We start from the raw sequence: 13,775 nt of genomic DNA on the forward strand, positions 1-13,775 counted from the left end.
CTAGTTAAAGCAAAAAGGGGCTAATGCCCCTTTAGTAAAGTGTCTGTATTGAATGCGGATTAACCGGCTAACTGACGCTCTTTTATTTCAGCAAGGGTTTTACAATCGATACATAAATCGGCGGTTGGTCTTGCTTCTAAACGTCGAATGCCGATTTCGATACCACAGCTATCACAGTAGCCGAAGTCGCCATCTTCAATTTTTTGTAACGTTTTCTCGATCTTTTTGATCAATTTACGTTCACGATCTCGGGCGCGTAACTCAAGGCTGAACTCTTCTTCTTGTGCTGCACGGTCAACGGGATCTGGAAAGTTAGCCGCTTCGTCTTTCATATGGCCGACGGTACGGTCAACTTCTTGTCGTAACTGGTTGCGCCAAGCTTCTAGAATGGTTTTAAAGTGCTCAAGTTGAGCGTCATTCATGAACTCTTCACCAGGCTTCTCTTGGTATGGGTCAAGTCCAGCAATTGACAATACGCCCAGTGTCTTTTTAGCCTTGCCTTCTGGCATGACGTTTCTCCTTTTACACACTTAACTAGTGATGGAAGCAAAAATAAGGCGGCTATCTATAGCAAAATAGCTGACGTGGATCAATTGCAATTTATCTTTTTTTGCTCAAGCTACAATTAATCCGATGTTTTTGCTTCTATCTTAACCAGTACGTAATAATTTGGGTTAAGGATTATTTATCCAACTTAGTACATATTCTAAGCTGATTTGTTCAATATCCATGGCAGCACCATAGGCATATATTTCAACCCCACTGGCAACCGCCTGACCTATCAATTCAGTATAGATGGGATCAAGGTGTTTTGCCGCTCTCACCTGCTTTATTCCGCTGTGCATAACCGCAAATAACAACACGGCTCTTGCCCCTGTTTGTTTTACTTCTATTAGCTCGCGTAAATGTTTTTGCCCGCGCACGGTTTGGGTGTCGGGAAACCATCCCAACCCCTGCTCAAGTAAAGTGACACTTTTTACCTCGACATAGCAATCAGGCAGTGCGGGTTGGCGTAAGAGAAAGTCGATACGGCTATTTTCGCTACCATATTTGACTTCACTGGTGATTTGCTGATAGCTCGATAGTGGGGCAATTTGTTGCTTTATGAGTCCTTCTTTAACAACTTGATTTGCTCTTTGGGTGTTAACACAGATTAAATCGCCTGCCGCGTTTTGGGTGTATTCCCAGCTGTATCGGTACTTACGTTTGCTGTTGTTGGAGTCGCTTAACCAGACGGTATCACCCGGCTCTCCGCAGTGAGTCATGGCTCCGGTATTGGCGACATGGACGGTGATCTCGCTGCCATCGGCTAAAATGACATCGGCCAAAAAACGTTTGTATCGGCGAACTAAGGTAGCCGCTTGCAGCGCGGAATCAAATTGCACTTGAGCCTCTTCTATTGTGAGGAAAATGGGTTACCTTATTTGGCAAAAAGCAGTGAGTCAAATCTCGCTTTAATGTGGGCCCGCTGTTGGTTAAGGCTTTGGCCTTAGGTTAAGATGGCGCCGGATTTAGTAGATAAGGTAAAACGTCGTGCTGCCCATCGAATCGTTATTTTCAGCCATAACGGCCAGTATTAGCCAATATAACCAGATTATTTTGCAAGCGCCTACCGGAGCGGGTAAATCAACGGCCTTGCCTTTGTTTTTATTGCAGCAGAGGGAGCTAATCACAGGCAAAATTATTCTGCTTGAGCCAAGGCGATTAGCGGCAAAAAACATCGCTTATTATCTTGCTGAGCAACTTGGGGAATCGGTTGGCGAGTCTGTTGGCTATCGTATGCGCGGGGAGACACAGGTATCTCATCAAACTCGGCTCGAAATTGTCACTGAAGGGGTTTTAACCCGAATGTTGCAATCGGATCCTGAATTAACGGGCATAGATTTAATTATATTTGATGAATTTCATGAGCGGAATTTACATGCCGATCTGGGGCTTGCGCTTTGCTTGGATGTCCAAACTGCTCTGCGTGATGATCTTAAACTTATGGTCATGTCAGCCACCTTAGATAATTTGTCGCTGCAAAAAGTGATGCCCGATGCCAAGGTGTTAAGCTGTGAAGGGCGTATGTTTGCCGTCGACGTGGTTTATTGTGGGGCTATTCAAACACGGTATTTGATTGATGCCTTAGCCGAACAAGTTAAACAAGCCGTGATGGCGGATGATGGTAATATTTTGGTGTTTTTGCCGGGTAAAAAGGAAATAGTGCAACTGTACCAACGTCTGCAAGAGCAAGCTTGGCGCGATATTATCGTTTGTCCCTTATTTGGTGGCTTGCCATTAGCCGAGCAGCGCAAAGCCATCGCAGCACCTAGGGCGAATGAGCGTAAAATTGTACTTGCCACTAATATTGCAGAAACCAGTTTGACCATCGCGGGGATCAGTGTGGTGATTGACTCTATGCGCGAGCGGCGGGTTAAATTAGACAGTCGCACAGGCAGTACCCGTTTAACCACCAAGTTGATAAGCCAAGCATCAGCCATGCAGCGCATGGGACGCGCTGGTCGAGTTCAAGCAGGACGTTGTTATCGCTTGATAAATCAAGAAGGTTACAGTGGCTTAGAGTCACATAGTCAGCCACAGATTAATGAAGTTGATTTAACTGATTTAGTGTTAGAGCTTGCGGGGTGGGGGATCCAAGAGCCCAATCAACTTACTTGGGTTACTGCGCCACCTGCGGTGAGCTGGCGTCAGGCGGTACACTTGTTACAAAGACTTGAAGCCGTTAATGAACAAGGTAAGTTGACGGCTCATGGCCAAGCCATGTTGCAGTTTTCAAGTGGGGTGCGCGGCTCTCATATGCTACTCAAAGCTAAATGGCTTGAGCAAGTTCATGGTTTAACGGGAGTCACTGCTTTAGCCGCTAAGCTTATGGTGTTATTGAGTCAAACCGCTTCCTTATCCGGAGGGGCAAACGGGCAGCAAGCGGATCTGTCTTATCTAGTAGAGAGGGCACTTAATAAAGAGGGGCAACAGCTCTATTTGCAAACCCTAAAAAAAATAGGCCTGAAGGCACCAAACGCCTTACCGTCTCATTTCACCGGATTAGTGTTAGCACTTGCTTACCCCGATCGTATCGCCATGAAGCGGCAACAGGGAGACAGTTGGTTACTTTCTTGTGGCGTGGGCATGATGCTTTATCCTGAACATGCTCTTTATCATTGCAACATGCTGGTGGCCGCGGAGCTGGGCGGTCAAAGTGAACAAAAAGATGTCATGGCCTTTAATGGTGCCCCGCTAGATCTGGAACATGTCGAAGCGTATTTGCCGCATTTGATCGTGCGACAGGCGAAAGTCTATTGGGATGCCAGCAGCAAAAAAGTGAAAGGGAGGGAGCAAGTTTGTTTAGGGGAGATTGTGTTATCAAGTCAACCGATGCAAAAAATTGACTCAGACTTAATATCACAAGCCCTTATCGATGGGATTTTAGCGCTACCTGCGTTACCACTATCCCCAGCAGCACTTGAATACATAGCTTTGGTTGAATATGCGCGAGGATTAATGCCTGAGTTGGCATTACCCGATTTATCTCAAGAAAATTTACGCGCAACTATTTCTGATTGGTTGGCGCCTTATATCATAAATTGCAGGCGTTTAGATGAGGTTTTAAAGTTAGATACTTTAACTCTGGTGAAGCAAATTCTTAGCTGGCCGATGCAGCAAGCCATAGAACAACATTTCCCTAAGTATTATCAGCCACCGCACGGGCGCAAAGTGAAGATCCACTATCACGGCGAGCATGCGCCATTTTTTGAAGTCAAACTTCAGCATATGTTTGGTGTAAAACAAACTCCAACTATCGCAAATGGCCGAGTGCCGATCACCGTTGTCTTATTGTCTCCCGCCGCAAGGCCGCTGCAAATGACCCGAGATCTTGCCGGTTTTTGGCAAGGCAGCTATCAACAAGTAAAAAAAGAGATGAAAGGGCGATATCCCAAACACAACTGGGAACTGCCAGAATAATTTGTGCAATATAGTTTCTTTGCCACTTTTCTAAGAGCGGATAAAAGGGTCAACCTAAGAGTAAACCTAGGAGTAAACCTAAGGGTAAACCAATAAATTATTAGGTATAAGCCCAATATTGATTTGCCCTTGAGTTACTATAACATCTTGCTCAGAGTGAAATGGTTCGTGTAACTCGGCGTGAATCCGCGATGCTTGTTGCATTTGTCAGTCAGCCAGCAAAACCTTAGCGACTGACTTGCCGGATTTATCCTTTGCAATGAATGACGACTGAGTCGTCACCAGAGCCAAATAATATTTAATTTGAACTGGTTAGTAATAATAATGTAGTCAAGATGATACAATGTTCTAACACGAATGAAGGTGGGTGTTGGTTTATGCGATATTTGCTGAAATCAGTATGTGAAATAACACAATGTGAACAGATATGTTGAACGACTTTATCCCTAAAGAATTTTTGCTAGGTGAAATATATTTACCTCCATTACTTATCTCGGTAGTGCTAGCGTTTATATTAGCGTCGATGACGATGAGCTTAATATCAAAGTTTAATTTACTGAGATACTTGGCTTGGCCAGCGATTGTGGAACTTAGTTTTGCCGTTATTTATACCGTCTTACTTAGCTTTTTTGTTATTCCTAGTTAGAGTGGGTTAACTTGATGAAACGTAAAATATTAACATTTGCCATCATTGCCATTGCCGTTGTGCTAGTGGTGATTAAATTTGAACATTACATGAATAACCCTTGGACCAGAGATGGCTACGTGCGAGCGAATATTGTTGAAGTGACGCCGCGGGTAACAGGCCCTATCATCAAGGTACATATTCAAGATAATCAGGTGGTTAATGAGGGGGACTTATTGTTTGAAATTGACCCTCAAACCTATCAAGCTGATTTAGAGCGGGCTCAAGCTAATTTAGCTCAGATGGAAACAGTGTTAGCTAGAGCCATCAACGAAAATAACCGTAGTTTAGGTTTAGAAAAACGTACGCCTGGTAGTGTATCTAAGCTTAATTTGAATAATCTAAGTAACGCCGTTGAATCTGCTAGAGCTAACGTGAAAGCGGCACAAGCCGCAGTTAAGAATGCTGAGTTGAATGTCAGTTTTACTCAAGTTTATGCTCCGGTTTCTGGCTATATAACAAACTTGCGCCTCGCACTTGGTTCTCAAGTTGTAGCCAATCAACCCGTTTTTGCCTTGATCGATCAGAATAGCTTTTGGATAGAAGGTTATTTCAAAGAAACAGATATCAAGCACATAAATAAAGGCGATGCCGCTTGGGTGACATTGATGGCGTATCCGGATCAGTCATTTCCTGGAGAAGTGCTTAATGTCGGTTATGGTATTGCTCAAAGTGACGGCAGTATAGGTAACTATCAATTACCAAACGTGAGCCCTAACTTTCAGTGGATCCGCCTTGCTCAACGCTTACCTGTAAAAATTAAGGTGGACAATCTGCCACAAGATGTAACCTTGCGAGTGGGCACCACTGCTTCAATTTTAATTCATCAAGCGTCGGATAAGTAAGCCATGAGTGGGCGAGTTCATATTGAGGCTGCTAAAGTTGCGATTGCCATCGCTTCCTCCATCTTTTTGGCTCTTTGGTTTGGCTGGGATAAACCATATTGGGCAGGTATCACCGTTATTGTTTTGTGTGGCAATGAAACCTTTGGTCATTCAATAAGAAAAGCCCAACACCGAGTGTTTGGAACAATTCTTGGCGTAGGTGCAGCTTGGTTTCTAATCGCTATGTTTGCCCAAGCGCCATTTATTTTCATGGCCTGTTTTATCGTCCTAACAACGATTTGCTGTTTTTTATCTTTTAGTCTTCGCTACGGATACATCTTTAATGTGGCCACATCTGTTAGTGCTGTCATTTGTTTTAGTGGGGGTTTGGATGTAGATGCATCTTTCCAATTTTCTATTTTGCGGTTGCAGGAAACGTTGCTCGGTGTGGCGTGCTACAGTGCGGTATATACGTTTATCTATCCGGTAACAACGGAGTCCGATTTTTTCAATCGTTTTGAAAACAGCCTAGACGACAGCATAGAACGAATTCAACTTTTGTGTAAGCAGCTAAGCCGTGATGAGCAAACCGAGGTGAAACATGGCTGGGAAGACTTCCAGTTAGATGTTAAACGACTTGAAGAATTAATGGGACTGCTTACCTTGCCTCTGGTTGAAAGTTACCGCTTGAGGTTTAAGGTAACCTATTGGCAGGCTTTTATTTATGAGTTGATTGAAACGAGTAACCAATACAACAAAATACTGCAGCAGTATTCCACTACAGAGCTATCGATGGCGGAGAGAGAGCATGCGGTTAATGCTTTAACAGATATCGCAACTCGTTTATCTGCGTTAAAACAAGGCCTGGTTGATTCTGATTTAGATGCTTTTCAATCCTTGTGTGAAGGTGCTAATGCAAAACCTGATAAGACCTCTGCGTTATTAACATCGATTTATGATTTACAGTCTCGTTTCGTTAAATCCTATGATGAACTAAAGCATAACTTTTCTGGTAGGATGTCGCGTAAACTGAAGCCGCTTCCCCAGTGGCAAGCATATGCACCGAAGCAGGATTATAAACAAGCTTACCCAGCCTGTGCTATCACGGCCGTGACGCTTATTATTTGTTTTGGTTTGTGGCATTACTTGCCTATTCCTATGGGGTTTGTTTTCCCGCTGTTAGCCGCATCTATGGTAGTCAGTGTGGCAAGTTATCCTAGTCAGATGATCAGTAAGGTGATGTTTGGCATGGCTATTTGGTGTGTCTTACCGATACTGCAATACTTATTTTTATTGCCGCAGTTATCGCAGGGCTGGCAGCTATGGTGCTTCTACTTTATAAACTTGTATGTTATTTGGTCCGTATTTGCTAAGCCTGAGCATGCCGTTCATCGACTTTTTGGTTCCTTTATGTTGATTCTTATGACGACTAATGCAACCAATTTGACCCCCGTTTATGACTTTACGTCGACATTGATGATGTTGTTGTGCTTGTTCTTCTTCTTACTTATTTTTAGAGTTGTGACTATGGTTGCTGAGACCATTCAAGGTAAATATCAATACCAATAACCGCAAATTTGTTTCCCTTCGATGGCTAATTGTTAATACCGATTAGCCATCATTTTGAATTAGGTTGATAAACTTGGTTCCATTCATACTGGCCTAATGCTATGTTGCCTCTTTTATTGGGCTAACTGCGGTTTGAGTATTTAAGTTAAGATGACTACTAGCAAGAAAACCCCTTCTCGTACCTCTCGTGCCAAGCCAAGGCGTAAGACGACTAAAAAAACGCGTCGTTTCAGCACGAAAAAAACCGGTCTATGGCTGCTATCTACATCATTAAAACTGGGCTTGGTTCTTGTTGCGGGAGTGTTGCTCTATGGGATCTATCTTGATAGCAAAATTCGCAGCAAGATGGATGGGCCTATTTGGCAACTTCCAGCGCAAGTGTTTGCCAGACCCTTGACGTTATACCCTGGCATGCCGATCGAAAAAAGCGAGGTCATTAGCGAGCTTAAAATGCTCAATTATCGTTATGATCCTGCGCCAAGAAGAGCGGGTGAATTTGCTCAATCTAAGACACGCATTGAGGTGGTTCGAAGGGGATTTGCATTTCATGATGGTGTTGAGCCTGAAAAGCGTATCCTGATTGATTTTGGCGACAAGGTGGTGAACAGCATAACCTTGGTTGATACAGGGCAAAAGCTGGGGTATGCCCGCCTTGAACCTCTGCTCATCGATCGGATTGGCACCACCAATGCTGAAGACCGTATGATGGTTACATTAAATCAAATGCCTCAGTTATTGATAGATACCTTGTTGTTAGTGGAAGACCGAGATTTTTACCAGCATAACGGAGTGTCACCTACTGCTATATTGCGTGCAATTATTACCAATTTACAAGCCGGTCAAACAGTTCAAGGTGGTAGTACATTAACACAGCAATTGGCCAAAAATATTTTCTTAACCCGTCAGAGAACCTTGTTGCGTAAAGCGCAAGAAGCTTATATGGCTATGATTCTTGATTTTAGATATTCCAAAGAGCAGATATTGGAAGCGTATCTGAATGAGGTTTATCTAGGTCAAAATGGTGCTGATGGTATTTATGGCTTTGGCTTAGCCAGCCATTTTTATTTTGGTCGTCCTGTTGCTGAGCTGTCGGTTAGCCAAATCGCCCACCTTGTTGCCCTTGTCAAAGGGCCTTCATATTACGATCCTTGGCGCTCTGTAGAGCGTTCCATTGCAAGACGTAATCTGGTGTTGAAGATGATGATGGAGCATGAGCTGATAGAGCGCCACACTTATGACGTTGCTTCTACATTGGATATTGGAGTGATTACTCGAGGTGCAATGGGTAAACAAACTGCGCCAGCATTTTTGTCTTTAGTCCGGCGTGAATTAGAAGAAAAAGTCGGTGGGGCAGATGTGATCCAAGCTGGTGTACGCGTGTTTACTTCTTTGGATCCGGTTGCTCAGCAAAGCGCCGAAGCCGCTTTAGCTGAGGGGCTTGCCAATATAGAGAAAGAACGCAAACTTAGGGGGCTTGAGGGGGCTATCGTCGTTTCAGACAAGCGCAAAGCCGAGTTGATCGCTGTAGTGGGAGGACGCGATGTTAAATACGCAGGCTTTAATCGAGCGCTAGATGCAGTTCGACCTATTGGCTCATTAGTCAAGCCTGCTGTGTATGTGACTGCGCTAGAAGGCGACTATCAGCTAGCATCACTACTACAAGATAAACCGATTAAATTAAAGAATAAATCGGGCAAAACTTGGACACCGAAAAACTACGATAAAAAATATCGGGGTAGCGTGGCACTTCATACTTCTCTAAGTGACTCATTAAATATACCTACAGTTAATTTAGGTATCGACATCGGGTTAGATAAGGTAGTTAAAACCCTCAATGATATGGGCGTTGAAAAACCCATTAAGCCATATCCTTCATTAGTATTAGGCAGTGTTTCTATGTCTCCGATGGGGGTTAACCAAATTTATCAAACTTTAGTAAGCCAAGGTTTATATCAACCTTTAGCCACGGTTCGTGCGGTGACCGATGCTCAAGGGCGATTGATTTATGAAAAAGCGGAACGAGCCACTAGGGTACTGGATAAAGCGGCGAGTTATCTAACCTTATATAACCTCGAAGAGGTGACTAAGACAGGAACTGCTAAGAGCCTTTCTTGGCGCTTACCTGGCGTTGCGCTTGGCGGGAAAACAGGTACAACCGATGAACTCCGTGATAGCTGGTTTGTTGGTTGGGATCAGCGCGATCTGGTTTCGGTTTGGGTTGGACGTGATGACAATCAACCTGCAGGACTAACAGGATCGGGTGGTGCAGTACCTGTATTTGCAGAATATATGAAGCGACGTCAAGCGAAAAGCAATCAACTGAGCATGCCTGAAGAGGTTGTGATGGGGCGGTTTGTGCCTAGTACAGGAGCATTAGTTGATAAATCGTGTAGTGATGCCATAGTCTTACCCGTTAAAAAAACGCAACTAGGGTCACAAAAAAGCTGTGCTAAAAAAATTATAAATAAAAATGAAAGTTGGTTGAGTAGAATTTTTGGCTAATACCTTTATAATTTATGGTCGGCTACTGGACAAAATAAAATAATAAAAGGATATACAATGAATAAGAATTTGATTTTGGCTACCGCTGTTAGCTCGGCGTTAATCGTTTCTGGATGTTCAACCAGTCCAAATGAGCGACATAGCGAAAATAGTGAAGCATTTCATCCCGCTATTTGTGCTTTAGTTGGCGGTGGTATTGCTGCTGTTTTTGCTTCTGGTGCCGATGCCGCTGGAGCGATGGGGATGGCAACAGTTTTAACTGGTGCTATTGCTGCTGGCCTTTGTTACGACCCTGATACTGATTTAGATGGTGTTCCTAACAGCAAAGATCAGTGTCCAGATACACCCGCAGGTGATGTGGTTGATGAAGCTGGTTGTAGCATAAAAGAAGAAGTTGAAATTGAAGTGGTTGAAGAAGTTGCCTTCTTTGTACCGTCACAATGTAAAAACTACGTGCAAGCTATCGACGGACGTGTAGTGGGTTTAACGCCAATGAAGTTTGCGTTTGACAACTATGAATTAAGCCGTGGTATGAAGCATCACATGAGCTGTGTCGCTGATGCAATTAAATTAAACGGGTTAACTGTTGAGTTACAAGGGAATACAGATAGCTCGGGTACTGAAAAATACAACATGTGGTTAGGTGGTAAGCGTGCTGAGTCAGCATACAACTACATGACATCAATCGGTGTTGATGCCTCTGCTCTATCGACGGTCAGTTTAGGTGAAAGCAATCCTGCTTCAAGTAACAGTACTTCAGAAGGCATGGCTGACAATCGTCGCGTTGACTTCGTAATGAAGTAATCTTCTGCTATATTCGGTATAAAAACGCTCAAATGGGCGTTTTTATACCTCTTGTGTTTTCTGCTTATATTGTCCTCTTCCAACAGCTGTCAACAATGTACATTTCCTGCTCTTAGAGCATTATCAACCCCAGTCACTCAGTTCACACTGCCTAATCTAACTCTGGAATTCAGCTAGCTCACCTGGCGTTTCCGTAGCGTGTTTTCATCCGCGTCAGGTATCACCGCTTTGTTATTTATTCAAAGTATATGGCTGGTTGGTGTCATTTAGCGATATTTGGCTGGGAAACAACTATGTTTCGAGACGTAATGATGACAGAACAACAAAAAAAGCATTTTTAATCTTATTAAGATAGCGCTATCATGGTTATTTAATAAATCATTTTAAAACAGTGGCTTGTGATTTTTTATTACGATTTTGACGTGTGTGTTTTAACGTTTTTGCAGAAAATGGGTGGGCAGTTAACGATTTTTACGCAAACAAGAGTAGGTTTTTTGGGCGATTTTTTGGTATTTTCTACAAGCAGTCTTTTGAAGCGTTATTAGTTTTGACTATTGTGTATTGAGTGGATGTAAGGTGACTGCACCTCACTTTACAAAAATTCCCACAGCAAGGAGCGCAGTGGTAGCCCTATCAAGGGAATTAAAACGTGGATATTTTACAAAGAGCCATTTCCTTTCCTTTGTAATGGTTTTTTTGAGTAGGGAGCATAAATGCTCCCTTTTTTTTGCCCAATTTTTTGCTATTTCAACTCACTGAATCAATAACTTGATCTTAAGTGATTGATTTTAAGTTGTTGTTTTAGCTCGTCAATACTGACTTTTTGCTGTAGTTGGTAATGAATTGTTCGCTCTTGGCCAGGCAAGAGTATAAAGCTATTGTCACTAAAGGTGCCTAAGTTATCAAAGCTAAGCGTCACATAAAAAGCGGGCACATCAGAACTCAAGGTAATGATGAAATCATCATGCTGTTGGCTAATATCCCATTTTATATTTGGCTGAGCTAACTCTGACTTTTTCCAATCATTGGGGTTGTAGTCGTTTTCTACTTCAATATGACCGTCTTCACTGGTGAGCTTGATATGCCAAAAGGTAGGGCTATCATGCTCAATATTTAAGCTGTGAATGGTGACGCTTTGATCGGCAGGGCTGATGACATTTAACGGTAAGCTTGCGATCACTTCACCATTAAAGTTGTATTGGGTCAGTTCACCGTTAAAGTGAATATCTCTGTCATGATCACTGATTAGCTTAATATCAACACCTTGTTCATTAGGGACGAAGGTGACGAGCGAAGGAGCAAAAAATCGCTTCGCATGGTAGTGCAATTGTTTCCATTGACCGTTGTATTCAATACTAGACCAAGAGGCAACAGGCCAAACATCATTAAGTTGCCAATAAAGAATGCCCATACAAATAGGTTTAGTAGAGCGCCAATATTCTGTGGCAGTTTTAATGGCAAGAGCTTGTTGGACCTGGCTTAAATACAGGAAGTTCTCAAAACCAACCGGGAATCTAAATAGCCTTGTAAACATCTCAACTATTTTTGAATTACCCCCATTATTGCGTTGATGCCATTCCATCACAGGCGAGGTGATGTTCCAATCTTGCTCACCGGCATAAGCTTTTACGCTATTAAATGATGGAAATGATTGATAGCCAAACTCAGAGCAAAAACGTGGATTGACGTCGCGATAAGCACTAAAAGATTTTCCGCTATGCCAAACATCCCAATAATGCATGTCGCCCTTGTTATCATCGTGCCAAGCATCACCAAAATCTAACTCGCCGTTACAAGGAGAGCTTGGCCAGAAGCGGCGGCTGGGATCGAGCTGGGCGACATTAAGATCTAGAGCGCGGTTTAGTCGATCATAGTTCACCGTATATTTGCGCTTATTTTCACGTGATTCGGGGTACCAACCGATGGAGCCGATGACTTCGTTATCGCCGCACCAAAGAGCAATACAAGCGTGATGTTGTAAACGCTTTAGTTGATGATTTAGCTCGCCTTCAACATCAGCAATAAACTCGGGTGTTGATGGATATTGAGCGCAGGCAAACATGAGATCTTGCCATATTAATAGCCCTTTTTGGTCACACATTTGATAAAAGGCATCGGATTCATAAACGCCGCCACCCCAAACACGGATCATATTCATGTTTGCTGCTACTGCGTCAGACAACAATTTGTCAACCTTGTCATGGGTTGCGCGGCTTGGTAAGGCATCAGCGGGGATCCAGTTGGCGCCTTTAGATACGATATTTCGGCCATTAACTCGAAACATCATGGTTGAGCCAATATCATCCGCTTCGGTGATTAACTCTAACTGACGTAAGCCGATCTGTTGCTTAATGCTTTGTTGCTGTACTTTTACGCTAAGATCGTACAAAGGTTGTGCACCATAACCTGCTGGCCACCAAAGCTGAGGTTGCTCAACCAGAAAACTAAACTCAACCTGATTCAAACCCGGGTTAATGTGTTGGGTTCGCTCGGTGACTTGTTCGCCAAGTTGGGCTTTGAAGTTTTGCTTTTGACTCAAGTAAGAAAAGAGTTCAAGGGTGACGGAAACTTCACAGCCGTTGCCGTTAAATGCTTGCTTATGCTCTAGGTAGCGTAAGCTGACATCTTTAATCAGTTTTAACTTTGGCGCCTGATAAATCCCCGCAACCAACAAACAAATACCCCAGTCCCAACCGGCATGACATTGCGCCTTACGAATGGTATTCATATGAGGAACTTGGTTATTACCCACGGCCCAAGGTACGGGGAAGGGGAGCTTAGCTGCACGCTCTGCGGCTATCGGGGCGACCGGATCAAAGGTAATTGAAATGTGATTGCCCCCAATTTTGGCTGCTGGCTTAATGTCGACAATATGACGCTTAAATTGGTTACTTGCTTGATAAACAAGCTGGTCATTTATGCTGATGCTCGCCATTGTGTCGAGCTCTTCTAACCATAATTCAATTGCCGCGACTGAAAACTGTTCTGGATCTAAATTAAACTGGTGGCTAATTGTCCACTGAGTTTGCGCTACCCATTGCACTTGAGTTTCATTCATTCCTACATAGGGATCGGGTATGACTTCAGCGGTGATTAGCGCACTATGAATATCTCCTGGAATCGGGATGTCACAGTTAATCTTGTGCTCAGAATTGCTACTAAGTTGCCAAATTCCAGAAAGGTCGAGAGTTTGATTCATTGCGTTCCCCTGCTAATGGACGACGAGGTGAGAGTATCGGTTAGTTTGAGCTTAAATCTGATCTTATTATGCTTAGCCGAACGAGGCATAAGTTTATGTTGCTAAATATAAAATTAGCATAATAAGAGCGTTTTTATGGAAATAGTGTGTGGTATTAGGAAGATTTAATCAAGTAAGGTAAATAGGGTTAGATATAGGGGTTTTCATAGATGTGAAGAGTAGGTTGAGA

9 protein-coding genes are annotated in these 13,775 nt (G+C 43.3%); 6 read left to right on the top strand and 3 right to left on the bottom strand.

Features of this window, described 5'->3' with window-relative positions:
* Nucleotides 1-59: 59 nt before the first annotated feature.
* Nucleotides 60-509: an RNA polymerase-binding protein DksA gene (gene dksA / locus ACK8OT_RS11295; RefSeq protein WP_233070833.1), complete on the bottom strand. Its 450-nt coding sequence runs from the start codon at nt 507-509 to the stop codon at nt 60-62.
* A gap of 165 nt (nt 510-674) precedes the next feature.
* Nucleotides 675-1,385 carry a DNA/RNA nuclease SfsA gene (gene sfsA / locus ACK8OT_RS11300; RefSeq protein ID WP_410196620.1) on the bottom strand — a complete coding sequence of 237 codons (711 nt, stop codon included), beginning with the start codon at nt 1,383-1,385 and terminating at the stop codon, nt 675-677.
* Between the two features lie 148 nt (nt 1,386-1,533).
* Between sfsA and hrpB the strand changes: the two genes are divergently transcribed.
* The 6 genes from hrpB (at nt 1,534) to ACK8OT_RS11330 (ending at nt 10,347) form a co-directional block, all read left to right on the top strand.
* Nucleotides 1,534-3,963: an ATP-dependent helicase HrpB gene (gene hrpB, locus ACK8OT_RS11305; RefSeq protein WP_410196621.1), complete on the top strand. Its 2,430-nt coding sequence runs from the start codon at nt 1,534-1,536 to the stop codon at nt 3,961-3,963.
* A gap of 427 nt (nt 3,964-4,390) precedes the next feature.
* Nucleotides 4,391-4,609 (top strand): DUF1656 domain-containing protein, encoded by a 219-nt coding sequence (locus ACK8OT_RS11310; RefSeq protein WP_410196622.1) that lies wholly within the window; start codon nt 4,391-4,393, stop codon nt 4,607-4,609.
* A 14-nt stretch (nt 4,610-4,623) separates the two neighbouring features.
* Nucleotides 4,624-5,493, top strand: coding sequence for an HlyD family secretion protein (locus tag ACK8OT_RS11315; RefSeq protein ID WP_410196623.1), 870 nt, complete (start codon nt 4,624-4,626; stop codon nt 5,491-5,493).
* A gap of 3 nt (nt 5,494-5,496) precedes the next feature.
* Nucleotides 5,497-7,041 (top strand): FUSC family protein, encoded by a 1,545-nt coding sequence (locus ACK8OT_RS11320; protein WP_410196624.1) that lies wholly within the window; start codon nt 5,497-5,499, stop codon nt 7,039-7,041.
* 150 nt (nt 7,042-7,191) lie between these two features.
* The gene (gene mrcB, locus ACK8OT_RS11325; RefSeq protein WP_410196625.1) at nt 7,192-9,543 is read left to right on the top strand and encodes a penicillin-binding protein 1B; all 2,352 of its coding nucleotides are present in this window, start codon (nt 7,192-7,194) and stop codon (nt 9,541-9,543) included.
* Nucleotides 9,544-9,600: 57 nt separating this feature from the next.
* The gene (locus ACK8OT_RS11330; protein WP_410196626.1) at nt 9,601-10,347 is read left to right on the top strand and encodes an OmpA family protein; all 747 of its coding nucleotides are present in this window, start codon (nt 9,601-9,603) and stop codon (nt 10,345-10,347) included.
* A 760-nt stretch (nt 10,348-11,107) separates the two neighbouring features.
* Here ACK8OT_RS11330 and ACK8OT_RS11335 read toward each other — a convergent pair.
* Nucleotides 11,108-13,546 carry a beta-mannosidase gene (locus ACK8OT_RS11335; protein WP_410196627.1) on the bottom strand — a complete coding sequence of 813 codons (2,439 nt, stop codon included), beginning with the start codon at nt 13,544-13,546 and terminating at the stop codon, nt 11,108-11,110.
* Nucleotides 13,547-13,775 lie beyond the last annotated feature (229 nt).

Source organism: Motilimonas thetidivivens (assembly GCF_046452435.1).
Classification (GTDB): domain Bacteria; phylum Pseudomonadota; class Gammaproteobacteria; order Enterobacterales; family CBDFNC01; genus Motilimonas.

Bases quoted from the DNA above. Each gene is read 5' to 3' on its own strand.
- dksA (WP_233070833.1), bottom strand. From the start codon at position 509: ATGCCAGAAGGCAAGGCTAAAAAGACACTGGGCGTATTGTCAATTGCT.
- ACK8OT_RS11310 (WP_410196622.1), top strand. From the start codon at position 4,391: ATGTTGAACGACTTTATCCCTAAAGAATTTTTGCTAGGTGAAATATAT.
- ACK8OT_RS11315 (WP_410196623.1), top strand. From the start codon at position 4,624: ATGAAACGTAAAATATTAACATTTGCCATCATTGCCATTGCCGTTGTG.
- ACK8OT_RS11320 (WP_410196624.1), top strand. From the start codon at position 5,497: ATGAGTGGGCGAGTTCATATTGAGGCTGCTAAAGTTGCGATTGCCATC.
- mrcB (WP_410196625.1), top strand. From the start codon at position 7,192: ATGACTACTAGCAAGAAAACCCCTTCTCGTACCTCTCGTGCCAAGCCA.
- ACK8OT_RS11330 (WP_410196626.1), top strand. From the start codon at position 9,601: ATGAATAAGAATTTGATTTTGGCTACCGCTGTTAGCTCGGCGTTAATC.
- ACK8OT_RS11335 (WP_410196627.1), bottom strand. From the start codon at position 13,546: ATGAATCAAACTCTCGACCTTTCTGGAATTTGGCAACTTAGTAGCAAT.